This window comes from Lentzea sp. NPDC020367 (genome assembly GCF_044387305.1).
Lineage (GTDB): Bacteria > Actinomycetota > Actinomycetes > Mycobacteriales > Pseudonocardiaceae > Lentzea.
Genome location: NZ_JBIRVV010000003.1, coordinates 574170 through 598050, shown reverse-complemented (window position 1 = coordinate 598050; position 23881 = coordinate 574170). Strand labels below are relative to the sequence as shown.

Here is a 23881-nt window from a genome sequence, read left to right as displayed (position 1 = left end):
GTGACACTCAAGTGAATGACAGCCGGACGGCTAGAGGCCTCGCACGAGCCTCAAGTCCTCGGTGTGGCGGTACCAGGTCCACTTGTCGACCGGGCGCGGGTGCTTGTGGCCGTCCAGGACCGCGGTAGTGGGCAGGCAGCCGAGCTGGAACGCGCGCGGGCGGCTGACGCGGACCTTGGAGCCGAAGAGGCGCTTGTTGACGATCCGGATCTGCAGGCCGAGGCCGCCCTCCGGGTCCGGGGTGCACTCGATCCGGCTGGCCTGACCGCGCAGCACGTTGTCCGCGTCGCTGTAACCAACGCCACGAACCGGGGACAACACGCCGAGACCCATCAGCACTCCGCCGACGTCGTCGCGGACGAGCGGAACGGGATCTACGTCACCGTTCAGTGCGACGTCCAGGGCCCGGGCGGGATCGGTCGAAAGCCCCCAAAGCGCGGCAACGGACGAATCGGCGACCGGCACGTAGCCCAGTGCCACCGAGCCGAGCTTTTCCTTGCGCAGCAACCTCAACGCCACCGCCGCGAGGTCGGCGTCGGTGCCCACGACGACGAGCCGTCCGGCGTCCAGATGCTGATCAACGTGGTCCTTGCCGGGGCGGGCGGGGACCACCCGCACGTCGTCACGTTGAGCGATCATTGGCGACTGCGTGTTTCCGCAGGCCAACACGATTCCGCGCACGGTCATCTCCTGGTCTACCCTCACGTACCGGCATTCGCTTGAACCAGTCCAAGTGCTTGGAGTTTCACATGCCGGCCGTCGTGCTGATCGGTGCCCAGTGGGGCGATGAGGGCAAGGGCAAGGCCACCGACATCCTCGGTGAGCGTGTCCAGTGGATCGTTCGCTACCAGGGCGGCAACAACGCGGGTCACACCGTCGTCCTCCCGGACGGTCAGAAGTTCGCCCTGCACCTCATCCCGTCCGGCATCCTCACGCCCGGCGTGAAGAACGTGATCGGCAACGGTGTCGTGGTCGACCCCGGCGTGCTGCTCACCGAGCTCGCGGGCCTGGAGGAGAAGGGCGTCGACACCAGCGGACTGCTGATCTCGTCGGACGCGCACTTGATCATGCCGTACCACGTGGCCATCGACAAGGTCACCGAGCGCTACCTGGGCAAGGCCAAGATCGGCACGACCGGTCGGGGCATCGGGCCCGCCTACCAGGACAAGCTCGCCCGCGTCGGCGTGCGCGTGCAGGACCTGCTGGACGAGAAGATCCTCCGGCAGAAGGTCGAGGCCGCCCTGGACTTCAAGAACCAGGTGCTGGTCAAGGTCTACAACCGCAAGGCGCTCGACCCCGAGCAGGTCGTCGACCAGGTGCTCGAGCACGGTCAGCACTTCGTGCACCGCATCGCGGACACCCGCCTGCTGCTCAACCAGGCGCTCGACCGCGACGAGATCGTGGTGCTGGAGGGCTCGCAGGGCACCCTGCTCGACGTCGACCACGGCACCTACCCGTTCGTCACGTCGTCGAACCCGACCTCGGGTGGCGCGACCGTCGGTTCCGGTGTCGGCCCGACCCGCATCAGCACCGTGATCGGCATCCTGAAGGCGTACACGACCCGCGTCGGCTCCGGTCCTTTCCCGACGGAGCTCAACGACGACATGGGCGAGTACCTGCGCAAGCAGGGTGGCGAGTTCGGTGTCACCACCGGACGTTCGCGCCGCACCGGCTGGTTCGACGCCGTGATCGCCCGCTACGCCTCGCGCGTCAACGGCATCACCGACTACTTCCTCACCAAGCTCGACGTGCTGTCGGGCCTCGAGAAGGTGCCGGTCTGCGTCGCGTACGAAGTGGACGGTCGCCGCACCGACGAGATGCCGATGACGCAGACCGACGTGCACCACGCCGTCCCGGTCTACGAAGAGCTGCCGGGCTGGTTCGAGGACATCTCGTCGTGCCGCACGTTCGACGAGCTGCCGGCCAACGCCAAGGCCTACGTCGAGTACCTGGAGAGCATCATCGGCGCCCGCGTCTCGGCGATCGGCGTCGGTCCCGGCCGCGACCAGACGATCGTGCGCCACGACGTGCTCAGCTGACAGCTCGCTTCTGGGCCTCGATCAGCGCGTTCTGCGTGTTCTCCAGCTGGTCGAGGCCCTTCAGGAACTCGCTCGACATCGAGCCGTCGTCCTTGCCCGCGTCCCGGAAGACGACGAGGCACGAGCGCGTGCCGTTCTCCATTGCCCGCAACCCCTCCGTCCACGTCGTGGCGATCTTCGGGTCGGGCGGCAGCGGGAACGGCTCGCGCAGCACGGGTCCGAGCTGCTCGCACCCGGCCGCGATGGCGGCCGGGTCCGCGGCCCGCACGCCCGCGAACACCTTGTCCTGTGCTCGTACCACGGCCATCATCCGGTCCCAGCCGCCGCCGAAGATCCAGGTGTTCACGGCCTCGTCGGTGTCGACCTTCGTTTCCGTCGGGGGCGCCGGCTGCAACTGCTTCGCCGTCGGTGCCGCGTGGGGCCACCAAGCGGCCACCGCGACACCCAGGACCGCGATTCCTGCCGCCCAGATCGGCCCTGAGCGGGCGTAGCCGCGCTGGAGGCCGTAACCACCCGCGATCAGTGCCGCGAGGGTTCCCAGGACCGGCAGGACCTGGTGTGGCCGCGTCGCGAGGACGCTGTCGACCTCGGACCCGTGCAGGTGCGTCAGCCAGATCGCCGCCGTCCCCGCCAGCCCGATCAGCCACGCCGTGAGCAACGCGCCCACCCGGTCCACCCGCGCCACCGCCACCGCGACCAGCTGGACGGCCACCACGGCGATGATCTGCCAGGCCGTGGCGTCCAGTGGCGTTCCGGCCGAGCCGAGCAGCACCACCGCGGCGGCCGCGAGCACACCGCCGAGCACGCCGGCCAGCGCGGCGAACCGGGGGAACTCGCGGCGCAGCACCAGCGGCACCAGCCACAGCAACGCCAGCGCCACGACCGTCGGCACCCGGTTGAAGTTCAGCAGGAACGGAAGGACCACGGCCTTCGTCGCGGAGGCGTCGAGCAGGTCCAGCACCGGCACGATGTTGTTGCGCCACAACGTCTCCGCGGCTCGGATCTCGTTGAACCAGCCCAGCAGTGTGAACGTGACCACGGCGATGGAGAGTCCGAGGAACCAGCCGTGCCACCGGGTGCGCACGAGCGTGGCGCAGTACCCGGCCCAGATCGTCATGAGCATCCCGGTGCCGCCGAGCGCGATCGAGGCGATGACGCTGTGCGGAGTGATCGGGAGGACGTTCATCACGTCCAGCCGGTCGCCGAGCACCAGTCCGAGCCCCACGGCCAGTCCCGGCAACGCGAACGTGCCGCGCCGGGGCCCGAAAGCCGCACCGCGCCAGGCGATCAGGCCGATGAGCCCGGCCACCACCACGGTCCAGACGATTCGCATGACCAGGTACGACTCGTTGCCCTCGCGGTACCAGGTCAGCTCGCGCAACCCGGCTGTCGCGTGCCACCAGGCGATCTGCACGGCGAGCGTGCTGCCGAGCGTCTCCCAGAAACCCGGTCGCAGCAACGACTTCGGGTCGCGCATGACGGCCTCGCGACTGGCGGGTGCCGGGTGGTGGCCCAGCCAGCGGCGCAACCGGCCGGCCGGCAGCAGCAGCCGGTACGGGGCCGGGTCGCCCGTCCACCGCACCACCAGCGCGTCCGCGTGCTTCTCGCGAGCCCTCAGCACGGCGACGCGTGCGGCGAACACGAGCAGCACCAGCAGGGTCAGGCCCGAGATGTGGACGTACGAGATGTACCCGACCGGCATCGGCTGGAACAGCGTGATCACGTACGGCAGCAGGATCGCGACGACGAAGGCGCGCCAGATCGCCAGCGTCGCGTAGGTGATCGAGACGTCGTTGCGGACGTGCGCGAGCTCGTGCAGCACGATCGTGCGGAACGACGCGGGTTCGACGCGGCGCAACGCCATCATGCCGACGTTGAGCGCGACGTACTTGCGGCGATGGGTGCCGAACGCGACACCGCCCGCGCGGATCTTCGCCCGGTCGAGCAGGAACGTCGGTGCCTTCGCGAGCCCTGCCTCCGCGACCAGTTCGGCGAGCGGCTCGTCCAGTTCTTCCGGCACGGCGACCAGGTTCCGCCGGTACCGCAACCACGCCGGGCGCAGCGCGTAGATCAGCAACGCCACCGCGAAGAGCAGCACCAGCCCGCCGGCGAGCCACGCGGCACGGGTGCCGAGGAACGTCGCCATGCACGCCCGATAACCGTCCCATTTGGACTCGTCGGGATCGACCTCGAGAGTCGACGTGAGGTAGAGGCCCGACCGCACCTGGCACCGGGCGTTGTCGAGCGAAGTGACCGGCCGCCACACGGACGCGAACTGACCGAAGACGAACAACGTAGTAGCGACCGCCAGCAGCACCAGTGACGCGAACCGCAGCGTGGTGCCCGAAGGCACCCCAGGTCTGTCCCCCTCTTCCATGCCTGCATGTTGATCGTCTCTGGCCGCCCTGTCACTAAGCCGTTGGCGGGAAATATGTCCGTGCGGGGAACATCTCCATGTCCGACGCATTTTCACGATTTGGGCGTCGTTGACTCATCCCGTGGGCTCGCCTGTACTTCGGCCCATGACCTTGTCCATAGCGGGAGTGGCCGCGCGGCCGAAAACCGCGACGCCTTCGCAGGCGCGGAAGTTCAAGCTGCCGCTGCGCTGGATCAGCCCGGTCGCGCTGGTCCTGCTGTGGCAACTGGCCAGCTCAACGGGTGTGCTGTCGCCCGACAAACTCGCTTCTCCGCTCACGGTCGCCCAATCCGCCGGTGAGCTCATCGCGGACGGCCAATTGGGCGAAGCGTTCGCGGTGTCGATCGGACGCGTTTTCTTCGGATTTCTGATAGGCGGCTTTGCCGGCGTTGTTCTGGGGCTCGCCTCCGGCCTTTCCCGGTGGGGCGAGACATTGCTGGATCCGCCGGTGCAGATGTTGCGGACGCTGCCGCACCTCGGCCTGATCCCGCTGTTCATCCTCTGGTTCGGCATCGGCGAGGAGCCCAAGCTCGCGCTGGTCGCGGCCGGGGTGGCGTTCCCGCTGTACCTCAACCTGCACGCCGGGATCCGGCAGACCGATCCCGGCCTGGTCGAGGCCGCGCGCGTGCTCGGCTACAGCCGGATCGAACGGATCGTGCACGTCGTGCTGCCGTCCGCCGTGCCGCAAACCCTGGTGGGACTGCGGATCGCGTTCGGCACCGCCTGGCTGTCGCTGATCGTCGCCGAGCAGATCAACGCCGACGCCGGCCTCGGCTTCCTGATCAACAACGCCCGTGAGTTCCTCCGCACCGACGTCGTGGTCGTCGGCCTCGTGGTCTACGCGCTGCTCGGCCTGACGACGGACGCCCTGGTGCGGTTGCTGGAGAGGAGGATCCTGCGATGGCAAGCCCGGTGAAGTCGGCGGTGAGCGTTCGGGGTCTGCGCAAGGCCTTCGGCCCGCGGACCGTGCTGGACGGCATCGACCTGGAGGTCCAGCCGGGCGAGTTCGTGGCGCTGCTCGGCCGCAGCGGCTGCGGCAAGTCGACGTTGCTGCGCATCCTCGCCGGCCTGGACCGCGAGGTCGAAGGCCAGGCCGAGGTCCCCGGCACGGTGTCGATCGCCTTCCAGCAGCCGCGTCTGCTGCCGTGGCGCAAGGTCTGGCGGAACATCTCGCTCGGCCTGCACAAGCCGGACGGCCGCGCGGTCGCGTTGAAGGCGCTGGAAGAAGTGCGGCTGACCGACCACGCCGACGCGTGGCCGCTGACGCTGTCCGGCGGTGAGGCGCAACGGGTCTCGCTCGCGCGGGCGTTGGTGCGCGAACCGGACGTGCTGCTGCTCGACGAACCGTTCGGCGCGCTGGACGCGTTGACCCGGCTCGCCATGCACCACCTGGTGGAAGACCTGTGGACCAGGCACAAGCCCGCCGTGCTGCTCGTGACGCACGACGTCGACGAGGCGTTGCTGCTGGCCGATCGCATCCTCGTGCTCGACGAGGGCCGGATCGTCGCCACGCACCACGTCGACCTGCCCCGCCCGCGCCGCCGGGCATCCGTTGTGGAGCAACGCACCCGCGTGCTCGCCGATCTGGGAGTGGACGTTGAAGAAGCTGCCTGACAGAAAGCTGCTCGCCCTTCTCGCCGCGATCCTCTTCGCCACCGGGTGCTCGACGGCCACGCAGTCCCAGGACACCCCGGCCGGCGACGTCGTGCTCAAGGTCGGTGACCAGAAGGGCGGCGCCAAGTCGGTGCTGACCGCGGCCGGTCTGCTCAACGACTTCCCGTACAAGATCGAGTGGTCGACGTTCACCTCCGGCCCGCCCCTGCTCGAAGCCGCTTCGGCCGGCGCGATCGACGTCGGCGCGGTCGGCAACACACCGCCGATCTTCGCCGCCGCCGCGAACGCCAAGATCGCCGCCGTCGGCGTGTCGAAGGGCCAGGTCGAGGCGGACGCGATCCTCGTCCCGGAGAACTCGCCGTTGAAGTCGGTCGGCGAGTTGAAGGGCAAGAACATCGCCGTGGCCAAGGGAAGTTCCGCGCACGGCCAGATCCTGCTGACGCTGCGTTCGGCCGGTCTCACGACCAAGGACGTCACGCTGAACTTCCTGCAGCCCGCCGACGCGTACGGCGCGTTCACGCAGGGCAAGGTCGACGCGTGGGCGATCTGGGACCCCTACACCGCGCAGGCGCAGCAGGAGGCCAAGGCGCGCGTGCTGACCACCGGTGAGGGGAAGTCGAACGGCTACGGCTTCAACGTCGCCGGCAAGAAGGCCTTGGACGACAAGGGGAAGAACCCGGCGCTCAAGGAGTACCTGATCCGGTACTACAAGGCGCAGAAGTGGGCCGACACGCACCGCGAGGAGTGGGCGAAGGCGTGGGCCGCGGAGACGGGCCTGAAGTACGAGGTGGCGCTCGCCGCGGTGCAGCGCAACGGCGACCAGGTCGTGAAGCTGGACGACACGGTCATCAAGTCCGAGCAGGAGCTCGCGGACGCGTTCACCGAGGACAAGACCCTGCCGGGCAAGGTCGACTTCGCGAAGTTCGTCGACACGAGGTTCCAGGGAGATCTCACATGAGCATCACGCTGCACTGGTTCCTGCCGACCTCCGGCGACGGCCGCACGGTCGTGGAGCACTTCCACGCCAACCGCGCGCCGGCCGCGGGTGCGCGCCGTGATCCGGACATCGACTACCTGGCGCAGATCGCGCGCACGGCCGAGCAGGTCGGGTTCACCGGCGTGCTCACGCCGACCGGCACGTGGTGCGAGGACGCGTGGCTGACCACGGCCGCGTTGATCGCGCAGACCAAGACGCTGAAGTTCCTGGTGGCGTTCCGGCCCGGCGTGCTGTCGCCGACGCTGGCCGCGCAGATGGCCTCGACGTACCAGCGGATCTCGCGCGGGCGGTTGCTGCTGAACGTGGTGACCGGCGGCGATTCCGTTGAGCAGCAACGGTTCGGCGACTGGCTCGGCAAGGACCAGCGCTACGAGCGCACCGACGAGTTCCTCCAGGTCGTGCGCGGGATCTGGACCGGCAAGCCGTACACGTTCCAGGGCAAGCACTACCAGGTGCAGGACGCCACGCTGCTGGCCGCGCCAGACCCCGTTCCGCCGATCTACTTCGGTGGCTCGTCCGACGCCGCCCTGCCGGTCGCGGCCGCCCGCGCCGACGTCTACCTGACCTGGGGCGAACCGCCCGCCGACGTGGCGGAGAAGATCGCACGGGTGCGGGCGCTGACCGATCGCCCGATCCGGTTCGGCATCCGGCTGCACACGATCAGCCGGGACACCTCGGCGGAAGCGTGGGCGTCCGCCGCGAAGCTGCTCGACGCGCTGGACCCGGCGGTGGTCGCGAAGGCGCAGGAGCAGCTGGGCGCGTCGGAATCCGTTGGCCAGCAACGGATGCTCGCCCTGCACGGTGGAGACCTGAGCCGTGGCGTGCGCGGGCTGGAGATCTACCCGAACCTGTGGGCTGGTGTCGGACTCGTGCGTGGTGGCGCGGGAACGGCGCTGGTGGGGTCGCACTCCGAGGTCGCGGATCTCATCGAGGAGTACCACTCCATCGGGATCGACGAGTTCGTGCTGTCCGGGTACCCGCACCTCGAAGAGGCCTACTGGTTCGGTGAGGGCGTGCGGCCCCTGCTCAAGCAGCGCGGGCTGCTCGACGGGGACCGCACGCTCGCACTGGCTAACGCTTGACCTTGGCCTCCACGGCCGTGTCGGGGTTGTCCGCGAACACGCCGTCGATGCCCTGCTTGAAGAACAGGTCGTACTCCTCGAAGGCCCGGCCGTACGCGGCCGGGTCGGTCGAGGACCGGAAGTCCGCGGGCAGGAACGAGTTCTCGTTGCGGAACGTCCAGGAGTGCACGATCAAACCCGCCTTGTGGGCGTCCTTCACGACCGTGGTCGGCGCCTTGAGGAACCCGTTGGCGTCCCGAGGGATGATCAGGTCCTTGGTGAGGCCGACGCCGTCCGCGTAGCTCCGCACCTCGCGCAGACCGGCCGGGGTGACCAGGTCGGCGTAGGTGCGCTTGTCGCCCGCCGCGATGAAGTCGTACGGCGCGCCGGAACCGTTGACCAGCTGCACGATCGGCACGCGCAGCGACCTGTTGAGCTCCTTGAGGTTCGCGACCTCGAACGACTGCACGTACACCTTGGCGCTGCCGCGGTTGAGACCGTTGCGGTTCAGCGTGTCGACGAGCTTCGGCTCCAGCGCGAGACCGATCGACTTGAAGTACGTCGGGTGCTTGGTCTCCGGGTAGATGCCGATCTCGCGGTGCAGTTCGCGGGACAGGCGCTTCGAGAGGTCGATGACCTCCTGCAGCGTCGGGATCTCGAACCGGCCGTCGTAGAGGGTGTTGCGCGGGCGGATCGCCGGGATGCGTTCCTTGGCGCGCAACGTCTTCAGCTCGGCGAGCGTGAAGTCCTCGGTGAACCAGCCGGTGATCGCGACACCGTCGATGGTCTTGGTCTTCCTGCGGTCGGCGAACTCCGTCTTGGTGTCGACGTTGGTGGTGCCGCCGATCTCGTTCTCGTGCCGCGTGACCAGCTTGCCGTCCTTGGTCGGCACCAGGTCGGGCTCGATGAAGTCGGCGCCCATCCGTGCCGCGAGCTCGTACGCCGCCAGCGTGTGCTCTGGCCGGTACGCCGACGCGCCGCGGTGCCCGATGACGATCGGCCCCTTGTCGTCGTGTGCGGAGGCGGAGGGCAGGGACGCCACCACCGCACCCGCGAACACGAGGACTACGGCGGCAAGACCTCTCCGATACATCGTTCGACCTCCCGTTTCGTGTTGAGAGCGGAACCCAAGCATCGCAACACGAAAAGCAGGTGAACGGTTACTCACGGGACAGTGCCGCTTCCTCCAGGTCCAGTTCCCGCATGACCCGGAACAGCACCTCGTCGTCGATCTCACCGGCGTCGCGGGCCTTGACGAACTCGTCACGTTCGGCGCTGAGCATCAGCCTGCGCAGCCTGCGGTAGGCAGCGGCCGGGCTCTCCTCCTCCTGGCGCCCGAGCCGTTCCCACGCGGCGTTGCCCCGGTGCTCGGCGAGCGAGCGCAGCTGGTCGCGGACGTGCTCGGGGACGTCCTCGATCTCCTCGTCCAGCCTGGTCACGGCGGCCTGCGCGGCCCGGTGCTGCACCTGCGCCTCGGCCAGCGCGTCCTTGCGGGCGTCGTCGCCCTCGAAGCCGATCTTGTTGATGACCCACGGCAACGTCATGCCCTGCAGCAGCAGCGTGCTGATCGTCACGACGAATGCGCAGAACACGATGATGTCGCGTCCCGGTACCTCCGGCGGGATCGCCGCCGCGGCCGCGAGCGTGACCACACCGCGCATGCCCGCCCAGGCGATCACGGTGACCTGACCCAGGTGCGGCGTGCCCTCGCGTTCCCGCCTGCGTTGGGACGTGTAGATCGGGATGTACGAGGCCGGGTACATCCAGATGAACCGCGCCGCGATCGCCGCGACCACCACCGCGGCCGCCCCGAGCAGCAGACTCGCGTTCAGGTCGACGTTGCTGATGATCGACGAGACCTGCAGCCCGATGAGCGCGAACACGAACGACTCCAGCAGCACGTCGGCCGACCGCCACACGGCCGCGTCCTGCAGCCGGGTCGAGTACTTGCCGCGCGGCGAGTTGTGGCCGATGTAGAGGCCGGCCACGACGACCGCGAGCACCCCGGAGAACTGGATGCCGAACCCGTGCAGGCCCTCTTCCGCGAGCAGGTAGGCGCCGAACGGCACCAGCAGGCCGAGCGCGCTCTCCAGCACGCCCTCGCAGAGCCGTTTGCGCAGGTAGCGGACCACCACGCCGACGAGCAGCCCGACCGCGATGCCGCCCGCCGTGATGTACAGGAACATCCAGATGCTCGCGACGGGATGCATGGCCGTGCCCGCCGCGGCCGCCACCGCGACCTTGAACGCGGTCAGCGCCGTGGCGTCGTTGATCAGGCTCTCGCCGACCAGCAGCGTCATCGCCCGGCGCTGCAGACCCAGCTTGCGGCCGATCGCGACCGCGGCGACGGCGTCCGGCGGCGCCACGACCGCGCCCAGCACGAGCGCGGCGGCGAACGGCAGGTCCGGGAAGACCAGGCTCGCGGTGACCCCGACCAGCACCGTCGTGAACAGCACCAGCCCGACCGCGAGCAGCCCGATCGGCCGCAGGTTCGCGCGGATGTTGAGGTACGAGCTGTCCAGCGCGGCGCTGTAGAGCAGCGGCGGCAGCACCAGCACCAGGATCAGGTGGGGATCGAGCTGGAACTCCGGCACGCCCGGTATGAACGAGACCACCAGGCCGACGGCGACCAGCACCAGCGGCGCCGACCAGTTCAGGCGGCGGGCGACGGACGTCACGATCAACGCCCCGAGGAGCAGCAGCAGTAGTTCAGGCCCGTGCATGCCGCTCATTCTGCGTAATGATGGAAGCCATGACCTGTTCGCACGTGGCAGCTCTGCCTCAATTGGTGGAACCGGAGTCGGCCGAGGACTGCGTCGACTGCCTCGCCCTGGGTGAGCGCAACTGGGCTCATCTGCGGATGTGCCTCTCCTGCGGGCACGTGGCGTGCTGCGACTCGAGCCCTCACCGGCACGCGACCGCGCACTTCGGCTCGTCCCAGCATCCGGTCATGCGCTCGTTCGAGCCGGGCGAGGACTGGCGTTGGTGCTATGTGGACAGTGCCATCGTGTGAGTCTTTGCAGTCCCTTTGGATTGATCCCCTGATGCTGTGATCGGCCCCACAGTACGGTCGGTTCGTGGCCAACCCGGACCTCGCCCGCATCGTCGCGGAGCATGACGAGGAGATGCCGTCGCGTTCGCTCTCACCCCGGTGGGAGCAGGCGCTGTGGATCGCCGGCCTGCTGATCGCGCTCCTCGTGCTCAAGCAGGTGTTCTTCCCGTTCGCCAAGGGAAGCCAGTACTACCTGATCATCTTCCTGGCGGTGACGCTGCCGCTCGTGTTCCTCGCGTACGGCCGCGGGCACACACCGCCGTGGTGGGACTGGATCCTGGCGGGGCTGGCGTTCGTCGTCGGCGCCTATCCGCTGTTCGGGGGCTTCGACGAGTTCCTGAACCGGCAGGGCCAGCTCTCGACCCTGGACGTGATCGCGGGCTCGGTGCTGCTGGTGCTGATCCTGGAGGCCTGCCGGCGCACGACCGGGTGGGTGCTTCCGGTGGTGTGCCTGGCGTTCATCGCCTACGCCTACTACGGCGGGTTCCTGCCGCCGTCGTGGTCGATCTCGCACTCCGGCGTCGACTTCCCGCAGATCATCAACGGTTTCTTCAACGACGCCAGCGGGTTCTACGGCACGCCGCTGGACGTCGCCGCGACCTACATCGTGCTGTTCACGATCTACGGCGCCGTGCTGAACGCCTCCGGCGCGGGCAAGTTCTTCGTCGACGTCAGCTTCGCCGCCTTCCGCAAGTCCAGGACCGCGCCCGGACGTACCGCGGCGACCGCGGGCTTCCTGCTCGGCACGGTGTCCGGTTCCGGCACCGCCACGACGGTGTCGCTGGGCGCCGTGACGTGGCCGATGCTGCAGAAAGCCGGATATCCCAAGGAGAACGCGGGCGGACTGCTCGCGGCGTCCGGCATCGGGGCGATCCTGTCACCGCCCACGCTGGGCGCGGCGGCGTTCATCATCGCCGAGTACCTGCAGGTCTCGTACCTGGAGGTGCTGATCTGGGCGATCATCCCGACGCTGCTCTACTACCTGGGCATCGCGCTGGCCGTGGAGGCGGACGCGCGGCGGTTCGGTGCCCGGCCGGTCGACGTGGACGCGCCGCGGTTCTGGGACGTGCTCAAGCTCGGCTGGTACCACTTCCTGTCGCTCTTCATCATCATCGTGTTCCTGGCGCTGGACATCCCGGTCTACAAGGCCGTCGTGTACGCGACGGGCGTGGCCGCGCTGTTCGCGTTGATCAACCACCGGCGCGAGTGGCTGCGGCTGATCGCGGACGCGCTGTCGGTCGGCGTGCGCTCGGCGTTCCCGGTGATCGCGGTGTGCGCGGCGGCCGGCGTGGTGACCTCGACGATCACCAAGACCGGGCTGGGGCAAGCGCTTGCGGGGTCGTTGGTGGACCTGGCGTCGGCGATCAGTTCGGAACCGGTCGTGGTGCTGATGCTCACGGCGGTGCTTGCGGCCGTGGCGGTGTCCGTGCTCGGGCTGGCCGTGCCGGTGACGGCGTCGTTCATCATCTCGTGGGTCGTCATCGGGCCGGCGTTGATCACGCTGGGCGTCGAGCCCGCCGAGACTGCGATGTTCATCTTCTACTACGCGGTGTTGTCCGAGGTGACACCGCCGACCGCTCTTGCGGCCGTTGCCGCGGCTGCTCTGACCGGCGGCGACGTGATGAAGACGATGTGGCAGACGTGGAAGTACACGCTGCCCGCTTTCCTCGTGCCGCTGGCGTTCGTGCTGACCGACGGTGGCGCTTCTCTGCTGCTGCGCGGGCCGTTGCTGGACTCGGTGTGGGCGTTCGGCGCGTCCGCGCTGGGGGTGGCCGCTCTCGCCGTGCTGACGGGCGGCTGGTTGTTCGGTCCCGCCCGCTGGCCGGAACGCCTGCTGTGCGTGCCGGCCGCGTTGTTCCTGCTCTATCTGCAGCCGTTGACGATCGCCATCGGGGCCGGGTTCCTCGTGGTGGCCGTGGCGGTACACCTGGTTTCCCGTGGGAGGGTTCGTGATGCTGCGTAGGTACGCGATCGGTGCGATCGCATTGGCGCTCGTGGTTTCCGGGTGTGGCGGCAAGCGCACACCCACGACGCCGGACGCGTCGGGTGGCGGTGCGTCCTGTGAGGCGTCGGACGGGCGGATCACGATCGCGACCGGCAACTCCGGTGGCGTGTACTTCGTGGTCGGCGGCGGTCTGGCGAAGCTGATCTCCGACAACTCGAAGCTGAAGGCCTCGTCCGCCGAGACCGGCGCGTCGGTGCAGAACATCCAGCAGCTCGTCGCCGGCACCTACGACATCGCGTTCTCGCTGGCCGACACCGCCGCGGACGCCGTCAACGGCACCGGGGCGTTCAACGGCAAGAAGGAGAAGATCGCGGCGCTGACGCGGATCTACCCGAACTACACGCAGGTGCTCGTCCGGGCGGACTCCGGGATCAACTCCGTGGCCGACATGAAGGGCAAGCGGATCTCGACCGGTTCGCCGAAGTCCGGCACCGAGGTGATCGCCGGACGCCTGCTGAAGACGGCCGGTCTCAACATCGACTCCGACGTGCAGGCGCAGCGGCTCGACCTGACCAAGACCGCGGACGGCATGAAGGACGGCAGCATCGACGGCCTGATCTGGTCCGGCGGGTTGCCGACGCCGCAGATCACGGACATCACCACGTCCCTGAAGGACAAGGTGAAGTTCATCGACATCACCCCGCTGCTGCCGGAGATGAAGAAGATCAGCCCGGTGTACGACACGGCGCCGATCCCGGCGGCGACCTACGGGGTGGCCGAGGTTCCCACGATCGTGGTGCCGAACCTGCTGCTCGTGCGCGAGGACTTCGCGGCCAACAACGCCTGCGCCGTCACCAAGCTGATCTTCGACAAGAAGGCTGACCTGGAGAAGGTGCACCCGGCCGTGAAGGACATCTCGAAGGACAAGGCCGCGGCCTCCGACCCCGTCCCGCTGCACCCTGGGGCGAAGCAGGCACTGGGCTGAACTAGGCTCGGCCCTCGTGCGCGTCCTGGTCATCGGGTCTGGAGCCCGTGAGCATGCCCTTGTCCTCGCGTTGTCGCGCGACCCGCAGCTGACTGCTTTGGCGTGCGCGCCGGGCAACGCAGGCATAGCCGGGCACGCCGAGATCTACGGCCTCGACGTCGCGGATGCCTCGGCCGTCGCCGCCCTCGCGAAGGAGTGGAAGGCCGACCTCGTCGTCATCGGCCCCGAACAACCGCTGGTGGTCGGGGCCGCGGACGCTGTCCGGGCGCTCGGCATCCCGTGCTTCGGCCCGTCGAAGGCCGCTGCCTGCATCGAGGGGTCCAAGGCGTTCGCCAAGGACGTCATGAACGCCGCGGGGGTGCCGACTGCGCACAGCGAGGTCGTGGACAACCCGGCCCGTCTGGACGCCGCCCTGGCCCGGTTCGGGCCGACGTGGGTCGTGAAGGACGACGGCCTGGCCGCCGGCAAGGGCGTCGTGGTGACGGCTGATCTGGCCGCCGCCCGCGCCCACGCCATGACGTTGCTCGACGGCGGCCACCCGGTGCTGCTCGAGTCGTTCCTCGACGGCCCCGAGGTGTCGCTGTTCTGCGTCACCGACGGCGAGACCGTGGTGCCGCTGCTCCCGGCGCAGGACTTCAAGCGCGTGGGCGACGGCGACGCCGGCCCGAACACCGGCGGCATGGGTGCCTACGCGCCGCTGCCGTGGGCGCCGGAGGGTCTCGTGTCGGAGATCGTTTCGCGCTGCGTGCAGCCTGTCGTAGACGAGCTGCGCGCACGGGAGACGCCGTTCGTCGGCCTGCTGTACGCGGGGCTGGCGCTGACGTCCAACGGCGTGCAGGTGATCGAGTTCAACTGCCGCTTCGGTGACCCGGAGACGCAGTCCGTCCTCGCACTGCTGAAGTCGCCGATCTCTTCTTTGTTCCTGGCGGCGGCCTCCGGTGCGCTTGGTGATCTTCCTGCTCTGGAGTGGGAGAACGGCTACGCCGTCACCGTCGTCCTGGCGGCAGAGGGCTACCCGAACCGCCCGCGCACCGGTGACGTGATCACCGGCTCCGAGGCCGAGGGCGTCCTGCACGCGGGCACGCGCCGCCGTGAGGACGGCGCCGTGGTCTCGGCGGGCGGCCGGGTGCTGTCGGTCGTGGGCACCGGCAAGTCGCTGTCGAAGGCCCGTGACCGCGCCTACAAGCGCATCGCGGACATCCACCTCACCGGCTCGCACCACCGTTCGGACATCGCTTCGAAGGCCATCGACGGGAAGATCACGCTGCCGTGAGCCTGCTGGGCTGTGTGCTGGGCGGGGCCGTCGGCGACGGCCTGGGCGCGCCGATCGAGTTCTCGTCGATCGACGCGATCCGCCGCCAGTACGGCCCAGCGGGCGTCGTCGACCTGCCTTCCTTGGAGATCACCGACGACACCCAGATGGTGCTGTTCACGCTCGAAGGTCTTTTGCTGGCGAGGAATCTCGGCATTGACCCGCTCCTGACCGTGCGGGCCGCCTACGCGCGCTGGCTGCACACGCAGGGCGGCCCGGAGGTCGCTTCGGACGGTTGGCTGATGGCGGACCAGCGCCTGCACTCACGGCGGGCGCCGGGCCACACGTGCATAACCGCGTTGAAGCACAACGAAAAGAACAACTCGAAGGGCTGCGGCGGCGTGATGCGCGCCGCCCCGGTGGCCGTCTGGTCTTCAGACGTCCGCGAGGTCTTCGAGCTGGCCGTGGGCACGGCGAAGATGACGCACCACCACCCGAGCGGCTACCTGTCCGCAGGCGCCCTGGCCGTGATCGTCCGTGCTCTTCTCTCTGGTGAGGACTTGCCGTCCGCCGTCGCCGTGGCACGCGCGGAACTGGTCCGCTGGGACGGCCACGAGGAACAGACCTCGTTGCTGGACAAGGTGATGGGCCTGGGACCCCTGACCCCGGAGGAGATCGAGTCCGAACTCGGCGGCGGCTGGGTGGGCGAAGAGGCCCTGGCCATCGGCCTGCACGCCGCCTTGGTTGGTGCGGACTTTCCTGCTGCCCTGCGGCTCGCCGTGAACCACTCGGGCGACAGCGACTCGACGGGTTCGATCTGCGGCAACATCCTCGGCGCGCGCGACGGCGTCACCGTGATCCCCGCCGACTGGCTTGCCGTTCTGGAACTGCGAGACGTGACGGAACGCCTCGTCCTCAGCTGGTGACGGGAATCCACAACTCCGCGGTCGCCTGGTCACCGTTGATCTGCGTGCGCAACATCGACGGCCCCTCAACGCTCTCGTAGCTGTTGGACGGGAACCACTGCGTGTACACGTCCCGCCACATGTACTGAATCGTCTCGGGATAGGGCCCCTCAGCCGTGAACACAGCCCACGTGTTCTTCGGCACCTGCAGGGTCTCCATGTCCTCCGGCGCCTCCTCGCTCGTGACCACCCCCTGGAAGTAGTCGAGCATGTCGCCCTCCTCGACCCCTTCCTGGTTGAAGGTGAGCGACAGCATCCCGCCCGGCTCCCCGTCACTGAGCGCCTTCATCCGGTCCAGCGTCGGCATCCCGATGCCCTTCACGAACTCGACGATCGCGGGATTCATCCCCAAGTGCACCAACGGCACCCGCGTCCCCCGTCCGACAACCCGGAACGCCTCCTTCTCCACAACCCGGTACTCCATGCTCGTACTCCCCTCCACAACCAGTCTGAACGTGAGAATCTGCTGCGACTGCAACACCTTCTTGCTGGCCCGAGCCTCCTGAGGCCCAACCCCGTGCATGGCCTTGAAGGCCCGCGCAAAGGCCTCGTTGGACCCATAACCCCACCGGACAGCGACATCGAGCAACGACTCCCGTCCACTGAGGACCTCGTTCGCCGCCTTGGTGAGCCTCCTGCGCCTGATGTACTCGCTCAGCGGAATCCCGGCGAGCGCACTGAACATCCGGCGCAGGTGGTACTCGCTGGTGCCTGCGATCCGTGCGAGCACTTTGACGTCCACCTCGCCTTCGAGGTCGTCCTCGATGCGGGCCATGGCCTCGTTGAGTCGTTCCAGCACGTGCTCAACGCTATGGGGCTCGACGCCTTATCACCCGACTAGCTGTGCCCTATCCGATCGCCTGCGGCACGCTTTGCGATGGACGACACTGAGGGTGATGTGGAACCGACGAGGGGTGGTCTTCGTCCAACCACAGGTACGTCTTACGCAGGCGTTGGTAGCCTGCGAAGCGGGACCGAACCGTTACCAACCGTACGGGGGTAGGACGTCGTGACACAGGAGAACGCGGGGGCGGATGCCGTTCTCGGTGCCGCAGCGGGAGCGGCCGGCGGTGTGGCGGGGGTGGCGTTCAGTGCCCTGAAGGCCGCGAACTCGGTCATGGACAGAGTCTCGGAGAGCTTCGCGGGTGGGGGAACCCAGAAGTTCCACGTCGAGAAGGAGACGGTCCTTCAGGCGGGCAAGGTCGTCCACGAGCAGATGATGATCCTCAACCGGGCTTACCGTCACATCGCGCCCAAGCTGCGAATTGTGACCATGGACGGCCAGGTCACCTCTGACGTCGTCACCGCCTGGAATGACCGGCTGCTTTTCAGTGACGACTCGTACGGTAAGCGGATCGAAGCCTACGTGAAAGTCCTGGAGAATCTTTCTGAGCAGCTGAAGGCGTCGGCCCAGCAGTACGGCTTCAGTGAAGAAGAGATCCAGGCGACGTTCAGGCTGAAAGAGTGACGATGCGTATTTCCACGATAGCTGTTGTGGTCCTTCTTGCGGCGGCGCTCTCGGCGTGCACCACCGGTGAGAAGGGGAACCCCACCGCTTCGCCGCCGTCGAGCGGATCGTCGGGGAACGACTCTGCCAGCAAGTTGCCCCCGCGTCCGGCAAGCCTGAAGGTCGACTCGGTGGACACCTGCAAGTTGCTGACCGCAGATCAGATGAAGCAGGTCGACACGCTTGCTGCGGAACCAGACAAACTCGATCTGGTGGATGGGCAGCAATCGGCGAGCTGCCACTATTCGAACTATGCCAAATACAATTACACGATCGGTGCTGTCACCCACAAGGGAGTCGATTACTGGCTCTTGGGTGGTGGAAACCTCACCACCAAGGTGATCAAGGTCGCCGACTATGGCGCCGTGAAAGTCGAACTGGCCGGTGGTAGCGGTTTCGACTGTTCTGTGGCGATCGACGTTGCCGACGGTCAGCAGTTGATGGTGAGTTACATTCCGGTGACGACCGGTGAGAAGGATCAGTCCGTTCTCTGTGGCAAGGCCGAGAAGGCCGCTGGTCTCGCGCTTGCGACGCTCAAGACATTGAAGTGAGGGGGAACCATGTCGGGATATCGGCAGCTCACTGACTGGAACTTCGAGGGTTGGTCCAACGCGGATCTCGCGAACGAGGTCCAGAAGCTCTCGGGCACCTCGGTCGCTTCGAAGTTCGGCGAAGCGTCCGCAGCGCTGCGCGACTTGGCCAACACCCTGGAATCGGTCGACAAGACGATCCGTGACCAGCTCAAGACGCTCAAGATCGAGTGGGGTGGCGCCACCGCTGAGCGGAGCCACGCGAAGACGGACGTGGTCGCAGCGGGTCTCGACGACAGCAGCCAGGCGTCGAACGAGAGCTCCCAGGCGATGACGCAGCAGGGTGAGAGCACCAGCCAGGCCCGCTACAGCACGCCCCCGTCGCAAGACCTGCGCGGCGACACCGAGAAGAACTTCGGGGACAAGGTCGGCGGCTTCTTCGGCGTCGAGACCGACCACGCCAAGGAGGTCGCGGCGACCAACGCGGCTCGTCAGCAGGCGATCGACAGCCTCAACGGCTACGTCACGAACAGCCAGGGCTCGCTCGACGGCTTCCGCGCGCCCAACACGCCGCCGGACATCGTGGTCGCCAGCGGTGCGGTCAGCACGCCCGTCGGTCCTCCTGTCGGTGGTCTGCCGCAGGGTGGCCCTGGCGGCGTCCACGGTGGACCGGGCTTCACCGGCTCGCCTGGTAGCCCCGGCACCCCAGGCTTCTCCGGCGTGCCCGTCGGCCCCACTCCGGGCACTCCTGGCAACGCCACCGGCATCCTCCCCGGCGGCAATACGCAGAACCCGCTCGCAGCCGGCCCCGGCCTGCCCAAGCCGTTCGGCGCTCCGCCGCTCGGTGTGGCTGCAGCCACGGCCGCTGCCGCCGGCCTCGCCGGTGGCACGGCCAGCGCACGCGGCGCCCAGGTCGTGGGCGGCGGACGTGGGCCCAGCCAGGCTCCGAAGACGCCCATCGCGCCCGCCGGGCCGAAGGGTGCGCCGAGCACGATCGGCGGCGGCAAGGCCGGTGCCGGAGGTGCTGGTACCGGTGCCGCGGGCAAGGGGCCCGGTGGCGCGATGACGCCTGGTGGTGCCAGTGGCGTCGGACCTGAGGCCGGTCGGCCCGGTGCGGCTGCGGGCAAGGGCAGCGTCGGTGGCAAGGGCGCCGGGTCGCTCATGTCGCCCGCGGCCAGTGCTGCCAAGGGTGAGGAAGAGGAGGACGGCGAGCACGTGCGCAAGTACGGCGTCGACTCCGACGAGATGTTCGGTGACGACCGCATGGTGGTTCAGTCCGTCATCGGCGAAGACCCGAAGGACAAGTAGATCCCTTGAGCTCACCAGGTTCTGTGGTTCTGTCCACAGTGGAGTTCGCCGTGGTCTGGGAGGCGCAGCGCCTCCCGGCCGCGCACGTCGCGCTCGACACGCGGATTCCCTCCATCACCCACACCGAGAAGTCCGAGGTGGTGAAGCGGGCCTGGGAGTCGCTGGAGGCGCGCGGCCTGGCCCGCAACGGCCGGGTCGTGCCGGAGCTCGCCGACGGGTTCGCGCTGCTGGCGAACCACCAGGTGGCGATCGACCTGTGGATCTGGGCCGACCGGCAGATCACCGGACTGGCAGCGGCCATCGGGGACGAGGCGATCCTGGCGGTGCGGGATCGCGACGAGATGTGGTTGATCGAGGCTCGCGGCACGGCGCTCGCCGAGGCCGCCGTGTCCGTCGCCGGGGAGATGCCCGCCGGGTTCGGGCGGTCGATCAGCATGCCCTACGACGAACTCGTGGCGGCCGCCAAGGACGTCGGGCTGGACGCGCAACGGATGATCACCATGCTGGAGCGGCGGGGAATGCGGCTCGGCGACGCGCAGGAACTGGCCGGAATGCTCGACGGCATGTCCACGCGCGGGCAGTTCGGTGTGCAGCGCAACGGTCAGCGCGCCGGCCGTGTCGTTTCCTTCCACGACACGCACAACGGGCGTTACCTCCGTCAGCTCAAGCCGAGCAGCGACGGCCGCAACTGGTGCACCATCACGCCGGTCGACAACCACCGGCTCGCCGGCTCGATCTGGGAGCTCCTGCAAGAAGTCTGATCGTGGAACCCTCGTTGGTGCCCGCCCGTCGAAGTCGACGGGCGGGCATCGTCGTTCGAAAGAGCGAATCGACGCCCCGCCTGACGCAATTCGTTCTAAGGTCGGCGAGTAGACGTTGAGGGGGTAGGCGCGCGTGGCTGCGACGAAGTTCAACACAGAAGCCATGGAACAGTGCCGAACGACCGTGAGCAGTCAGGCCGGGCAATTCGGCGCGATCGGCGACGGCTTTTCCGGCCAGTACGGCAATTCGGACATCTTCGGGAAACTCGGTTCTTCCGGTGCGATCTCGGGCGCGGTGTCCGCAATGGATCAGGCGGGCACGCAGGAGTTCGAAGCGGCCGAGAAGGTGCTGCGCAAGATCGAAGGCGCGCTCGACGTGATCCAGACCAATGCGGCCGACGTCGAGGAAGCCAACAAGAACTCCCTGAAGGCGGTGTGACGTGAGCGCGATGGACGAAGTCGCGGCGTTGCCCGGCGGCGGCGAACTGGCCGCACTAGCGGACAAGGTCGAGACCGCACAGCCCCAGGCCGTGCGCGACATCGCGAACCGCTGGAAGCAGGCAGCGGGTAAGTGCGGCGACCAGACGAACGTCCTGCAGCGGTCGGTGACGCAGCTCGACGGCGCCTGGGAAGGCAAGTCCGCGGACGGCTTCGTCGCCTACATGGCCAACGTGACGAAGTGCGGCACCTCGATGGCCGACGCGCTCAACGGCGCCGCGACCGACCTGGAGGCGGCCGCGAACGCGTTGGAAACCGCGAAGACCTCGATGAGCCGCATCTGCGAGAACCTCCTGAGCCGCGCCCGCCAAACGCGCCAGCAACTCCACGGCCAGCCGCAGGAGGACGTCGACAGCGTCATCCGCGGCTACAGCGCCGAAGCCGTCAGCGACGCCCAACCCGTTGTCTCCCAAGCGGAAAGCGCCGTCAACGCTGCAGCCGGCACCCTGAAGGGCCGCCCCGGCGCGCTGACCCCGAAGTTCTCGTCACTCGAAGACCCGAACACCCAGTCCTTCACGCCCGCGCCGGGCAAGCCCGTCGAGTGGACCCCGACCGCACCGCCCGACGACTCGACCAAGGCTTCGTCCACATCGGACCCGCAGCCCACATCCACCCCCGCACCTGCGGCTTCCGGCCATGGCGGAGGTGGGGGCGGTGGCGCTTCCGGTGGTGGAGGCGGCGGTGGCGGTGGAGGTGAGGGCGGCGGGATGGGCGGCCTCGGCTCCAGCGGCGGCCCGCCCTCGGGCAGCCCGCCTCCCGGCAACGTCGAGGAGTGGATCCGCGAGGCCATCAAGATCCTGCAGGCCAACGGCATTCCGGTCACCGACGAGAACATCGACGAGATCTGGAAGATCATCGAGAAGGAGTCGAGCGGAAACCCGCACGCCATCAACCTCTGGGATTCCAACGCCCAGGCGGGAACGCCCTCCAAGGGCCTCATGCAGTGCATCGACTCGACGTTCAACGCCCACAAACTGCCCGGCCACGACGACATCTGGAATCCGATCGACAACATCATCGCCGGCGTCCGCTACACGTTCTCGCGCTACGGCGGTTTCGAAGGCCACCCCGGCCTGAAGGCGATGTCCCAGGGCGGCGGCTACCAAGGGTATTAGTTCTGCTCGATCGGGTGAGATTTGTCCGGAACCCGGCCCATCTTCGTCAGGTATGTCGTGACGGAAATGGGCCGGGTTTCGGTTATTCACACCCACACGGGTAACGAATGTCCTGAAACACTGTTATCTGCGCCCGCATATTGCGGAAGCGCGGGGGTTGCGACGGAAGGTATTGCAACTCAGGCGCTGCCACGAGCTCTGCGACGAGACGGTGCAGCCAGGCCGCTGCTGCCAGGCCGCTGCTGCCAGGCCGCTGCAGCCCAGGTGTGGCGAACCAGGTGAGGAGGCCTGAGGTGGCGAGAGCATCGGGCAGCGAAGCCAGAGGTGGCGAGAGCTGCGGTTGGGGAAGCCAGAGGTGATGAGAGCCTCGGCCAGGGGGCGAGAGCCTGGGTGGCGAGGCGAGGCCTGGGGTGGCGAGGCCTGGGGTGGCGAGGCCTGGGGTGGCGAGGTCTGAGAGAGGAAGCCTGAGGTGGCGAGGCCCGAGGTGAGGAACGAAGGGACGGAGATGAGGTGTGGAACAGACAGAGGTGAGGAGAGGTGGCGGCGAGTTAGCCTGGCGGCATGCTGACCGTGGCTGCCCGCGCCGACGTCCCGCCCTTCCACGTCATGGACGTGCTGTCCGCCGCCGCGCAGAGGCAGCGGACGCACGGGGACGTGATCTCCCTGGCCGCCGGACAGCCGTCGAGCCCCGCGCCGCGCCCGGTGCGAGAGGCCGCGGCGCGAGCCCTGGGTGAGCACGCGCTGGGGTACACCGAGCAGCTGGGGATTCCCGAGCTGCGGCAGGCCATCGCCGGGCACTACAAGCGGCAGTACGACCTGGACGTGACCGCGGACGACGTGGTGGTGACCACGGGGTCGTCCGGCGCGTTCACGTTGGCGTTTCTGGCGGCCTTCGACGCGGGCGACAGGGTTGCCCTGGCTCGGCCGGGTTATCCGGCTTACCGGAACATCCTCAAGGCGTTGGGGTGTGAGGTCGTCGAGTTGCCGTGTGGGCCGGAGACTCGGTTTCAGCCCACGGTCGAGATGCTCGATCCTGGGCTCAAGGGTGTGATCGTGGCCAGCCCGGCCAATCCGACCGGGACGGTCGCCAACGTCGAGCCGATCGCTGCCTGGTGTGCTGCCAACGGGGTTCAGCTGGTCAGCGACGAGATCTACCACGGGATCAGTTACGGGGAGCCGCTGCGGTGTGCCTGGGAGACGTCGCGGGATGCGATCGTCGTGAACTCGTTCTCCAAGGCGTTCGCGATGACCGGGTGGCGGCTTGGGTGGATGTTGTTGCCGGAGCGGTTGCGGCGGGCCGTGGACTGTCTGACGGGCAACTTCACGCTTTGTCCGCCTGCGCTGGCTCAGTATGCGGCGGTTGAGGCGTTTCACGAGGACTCGTACGCGGAGACGGCTGGGCATCTTCAGCGGTACCAGGTGAATCGGGATCTGTTGCTCGAAGGGTTGACGGACCTCGGCATCGACAAGTTGGCGCCGGCGGACGGGGCGTTCTACGTGTACGCGGACGTCCGGCACCTCACGGACGACTCGATGGGGTTCTGCAAGAAGTTGCTCGACGACACCGGGCTTGCGATCGTGCCCGGCATCGACTTCGACCCCGTGGACGGGCACCACTTCGTGCGGATGTCGTTCGCCGGCGCCACGCAGGACATCGAGGAAGCGCTCCGGCGGTTGAAGGCCTGGCTCTGAGCGTCGGACGAGCGACAAACCGAACGAGAGCCGGGCGAGCGACAGAACCGGGCGAGCAGGGCCGGGCGAGCAGGGCCGGGCGAGCAGGGCCGGGCGAGCAGGGCCGGGCGAGCAGGGCCGGGCGAGCAGGGCCGGGCGAGCAGG

General features: G+C 68.2%; 22 protein-coding genes. 17 read left to right on the top strand and 5 right to left on the bottom strand.

Translation table 11 applies throughout. The features are described 5' to 3' along the window. Positions 1-30: 30 nt before the first annotated feature. Complete coding sequence (locus ACH413_RS15185; RefSeq protein ID WP_360040805.1) at positions 31-639, bottom strand: hypothetical protein; 609 nt, start codon at positions 637-639, stop codon at positions 31-33. 110 nt (positions 640-749) lie between these two features. Here ACH413_RS15185 and ACH413_RS15180 point away from each other — a divergent pair, with 110 nt between their 5' ends. Next, entirely contained in the window at positions 750-2039 is a 1290-nt protein-coding gene (locus ACH413_RS15180) for an adenylosuccinate synthase (protein WP_093595627.1), read from the top strand. Here the strand turns inward: ACH413_RS15180 and ACH413_RS15175 are convergent. Then, positions 2032-4416 (bottom strand): hypothetical protein, encoded by a 2385-nt coding sequence (locus ACH413_RS15175; protein ID WP_360040808.1) that lies wholly within the window; start codon positions 4414-4416, stop codon positions 2032-2034. The genes ACH413_RS15180 and ACH413_RS15175 overlap by 8 nt on opposite strands. Before the next feature lie 145 nt (positions 4417-4561). Here ACH413_RS15175 and ACH413_RS15170 point away from each other — a divergent pair, with 145 nt between their 5' ends. The 4 genes from ACH413_RS15170 to ACH413_RS15155 are packed head-to-tail and all read left to right on the top strand — an operon-like array spanning position 4562 to position 8148. Beyond that, complete coding sequence (locus ACH413_RS15170) at positions 4562-5371, top strand: ABC transporter permease subunit (protein ID WP_360040810.1); 810 nt, start codon at positions 4562-4564, stop codon at positions 5369-5371. After that, positions 5356-6069 (top strand): ABC transporter ATP-binding protein, encoded by a 714-nt coding sequence (locus ACH413_RS15165; protein WP_330272001.1) that lies wholly within the window; start codon positions 5356-5358, stop codon positions 6067-6069. The genes ACH413_RS15170 and ACH413_RS15165 overlap by 16 nt, the downstream gene beginning before the upstream one ends. Further along, entirely contained in the window at positions 6062-7027 is a 966-nt protein-coding gene (locus ACH413_RS15160) for an ABC transporter substrate-binding protein (RefSeq protein WP_360041073.1), read from the top strand. The genes ACH413_RS15165 and ACH413_RS15160 overlap by 8 nt, the downstream gene beginning before the upstream one ends. Then, positions 7024-8148, top strand: coding sequence for an LLM class flavin-dependent oxidoreductase (locus tag ACH413_RS15155; protein ID WP_360040814.1), 1125 nt, complete (start codon positions 7024-7026; stop codon positions 8146-8148). Before ACH413_RS15160 ends, ACH413_RS15155 begins: the two co-directional genes overlap by 4 nt. Here the strand turns inward: ACH413_RS15155 and ACH413_RS15150 are convergent. Together ACH413_RS15150 and ACH413_RS15145 are read right to left on the bottom strand one after the other, a co-directional pair. Next, positions 8138-9220: a glycerophosphodiester phosphodiesterase gene (locus tag ACH413_RS15150; RefSeq protein ID WP_360040817.1), complete on the bottom strand. Its 1083-nt coding sequence runs from the start codon at positions 9218-9220 to the stop codon at positions 8138-8140. The genes ACH413_RS15155 and ACH413_RS15150 overlap by 11 nt on opposite strands. A 67-nt stretch (positions 9221-9287) precedes the next feature. Continuing rightward, positions 9288-10859, bottom strand: a complete 1572-nt coding sequence (locus ACH413_RS15145) for a Na+/H+ antiporter (protein WP_360040820.1) — start codon at positions 10857-10859, stop codon at positions 9288-9290. Between the two features lie 20 nt (positions 10860-10879). On the opposite strand from ACH413_RS15145, the gene ACH413_RS15140 reads away from it, so the two are divergent. The 5 genes from ACH413_RS15140 (at position 10880) to ACH413_RS15120 (ending at position 16287) form a co-directional block, all read left to right on the top strand. Beyond that, positions 10880-11140 carry a UBP-type zinc finger domain-containing protein gene (locus ACH413_RS15140; RefSeq protein WP_360040823.1) on the top strand — a complete coding sequence of 87 codons (261 nt, stop codon included), beginning with the start codon at positions 10880-10882 and terminating at the stop codon, positions 11138-11140. 112 nt (positions 11141-11252) lie between these two features. Next, complete coding sequence (locus tag ACH413_RS15135) at positions 11253-13142, top strand: TRAP transporter fused permease subunit (RefSeq protein ID WP_360041076.1); 1890 nt, start codon at positions 11253-11255, stop codon at positions 13140-13142. Next, complete coding sequence (locus ACH413_RS15130; protein WP_360040826.1) at positions 13132-14109, top strand: TAXI family TRAP transporter solute-binding subunit; 978 nt, start codon at positions 13132-13134, stop codon at positions 14107-14109. The genes ACH413_RS15135 and ACH413_RS15130 overlap by 11 nt, the downstream gene beginning before the upstream one ends. A 16-nt stretch (positions 14110-14125) precedes the next feature. Continuing rightward, the gene (gene purD, locus ACH413_RS15125) at positions 14126-15382 is read left to right on the top strand and encodes a phosphoribosylamine--glycine ligase (protein ID WP_360040829.1); all 1257 of its coding nucleotides are present in this window, start codon (positions 14126-14128) and stop codon (positions 15380-15382) included. Beyond that, positions 15379-16287 (top strand): ADP-ribosylglycohydrolase family protein, encoded by a 909-nt coding sequence (locus ACH413_RS15120; RefSeq protein ID WP_360040832.1) that lies wholly within the window; start codon positions 15379-15381, stop codon positions 16285-16287. Before purD ends, ACH413_RS15120 begins: the two co-directional genes overlap by 4 nt. Here the strand turns inward: ACH413_RS15120 and ACH413_RS15115 are convergent. Continuing rightward, positions 16277-17125, bottom strand: a complete 849-nt coding sequence (locus tag ACH413_RS15115; protein WP_360040835.1) for an AraC family transcriptional regulator — start codon at positions 17123-17125, stop codon at positions 16277-16279. The two genes, ACH413_RS15120 and ACH413_RS15115, sit on opposite strands and share 11 nt — an antisense overlap. Before the next feature lie 210 nt (positions 17126-17335). Between ACH413_RS15115 and ACH413_RS15110 the strand changes: the two genes are divergently transcribed. The 7 genes from ACH413_RS15110 to ACH413_RS15080 all read left to right on the top strand — a co-directional run bounded on the left by ACH413_RS15110 (position 17336) and on the right by ACH413_RS15080 (position 23737). Beyond that, a complete protein-coding gene (locus ACH413_RS15110; protein ID WP_360040838.1) occupies positions 17336-17794 on the top strand; it encodes a hypothetical protein in 459 nt (152 codons plus the stop codon). Between the two features lie 2 nt (positions 17795-17796). After that, positions 17797-18384, top strand: coding sequence for a DUF3558 domain-containing protein (locus ACH413_RS15105; protein WP_360041079.1), 588 nt, complete (start codon positions 17797-17799; stop codon positions 18382-18384). A 9-nt stretch (positions 18385-18393) separates the two neighbouring features. Further along, positions 18394-19671 (top strand): hypothetical protein, encoded by a 1278-nt coding sequence (locus ACH413_RS15100; protein WP_360040841.1) that lies wholly within the window; start codon positions 18394-18396, stop codon positions 19669-19671. 23 nt (positions 19672-19694) lie between these two features. Continuing rightward, on the top strand, positions 19695-20432 hold the full coding sequence (locus ACH413_RS15095) for an ESX secretion-associated protein EspG (RefSeq protein WP_396424991.1): 738 nt from the start codon (positions 19695-19697) through the stop codon (positions 20430-20432). 133 nt (positions 20433-20565) lie between these two features. Further along, on the top strand, positions 20566-20871 hold the full coding sequence (locus ACH413_RS15090) for a hypothetical protein (protein WP_360040846.1): 306 nt from the start codon (positions 20566-20568) through the stop codon (positions 20869-20871). A gap of 1 nt (position 20872) precedes the next feature. Then, positions 20873-22045: a transglycosylase SLT domain-containing protein gene (locus ACH413_RS15085; protein WP_396424990.1), complete on the top strand. Its 1173-nt coding sequence runs from the start codon at positions 20873-20875 to the stop codon at positions 22043-22045. 561 nt (positions 22046-22606) lie between these two features. After that, entirely contained in the window at positions 22607-23737 is a 1131-nt protein-coding gene (locus ACH413_RS15080) for a pyridoxal phosphate-dependent aminotransferase (RefSeq protein ID WP_360040852.1), read from the top strand. Positions 23738-23881: the final 144 nt, after the last annotated feature.

What these genes read in the sequence shown, in the direction of transcription:
- ACH413_RS15185 (WP_360040805.1), bottom strand. Translation starts at nt 639, where the DNA reads ATGATCGCTCAACGTGACGACGTGCGGGTGGTCCCCGCCCGCCCCGGC.
- ACH413_RS15180 (WP_093595627.1), top strand. Translation starts at nt 750, where the DNA reads ATGCCGGCCGTCGTGCTGATCGGTGCCCAGTGGGGCGATGAGGGCAAG.
- ACH413_RS15175 (WP_360040808.1), bottom strand. Translation starts at nt 4,416, where the DNA reads ATGGAAGAGGGGGACAGACCTGGGGTGCCTTCGGGCACCACGCTGCGG.
- ACH413_RS15170 (WP_360040810.1), top strand. Translation starts at nt 4,562, where the DNA reads ATGACCTTGTCCATAGCGGGAGTGGCCGCGCGGCCGAAAACCGCGACG.
- ACH413_RS15165 (WP_330272001.1), top strand. Translation starts at nt 5,356, where the DNA reads ATGGCAAGCCCGGTGAAGTCGGCGGTGAGCGTTCGGGGTCTGCGCAAG.
- ACH413_RS15155 (WP_360040814.1), top strand. Translation starts at nt 7,024, where the DNA reads ATGAGCATCACGCTGCACTGGTTCCTGCCGACCTCCGGCGACGGCCGC.
- ACH413_RS15150 (WP_360040817.1), bottom strand. Translation starts at nt 9,220, where the DNA reads ATGTATCGGAGAGGTCTTGCCGCCGTAGTCCTCGTGTTCGCGGGTGCG.
- ACH413_RS15145 (WP_360040820.1), bottom strand. Translation starts at nt 10,859, where the DNA reads ATGAGCGGCATGCACGGGCCTGAACTACTGCTGCTGCTCCTCGGGGCG.
- ACH413_RS15140 (WP_360040823.1), top strand. Translation starts at nt 10,880, where the DNA reads ATGACCTGTTCGCACGTGGCAGCTCTGCCTCAATTGGTGGAACCGGAG.
- ACH413_RS15135 (WP_360041076.1), top strand. Translation starts at nt 11,253, where the DNA reads ATGCCGTCGCGTTCGCTCTCACCCCGGTGGGAGCAGGCGCTGTGGATC.
- ACH413_RS15130 (WP_360040826.1), top strand. Translation starts at nt 13,132, where the DNA reads ATGCTGCGTAGGTACGCGATCGGTGCGATCGCATTGGCGCTCGTGGTT.
- ACH413_RS15105 (WP_360041079.1), top strand. Translation starts at nt 17,797, where the DNA reads ATGCGTATTTCCACGATAGCTGTTGTGGTCCTTCTTGCGGCGGCGCTC.
- ACH413_RS15100 (WP_360040841.1), top strand. Translation starts at nt 18,394, where the DNA reads ATGTCGGGATATCGGCAGCTCACTGACTGGAACTTCGAGGGTTGGTCC.
- ACH413_RS15080 (WP_360040852.1), top strand. Translation starts at nt 22,607, where the DNA reads ATGCTGACCGTGGCTGCCCGCGCCGACGTCCCGCCCTTCCACGTCATG.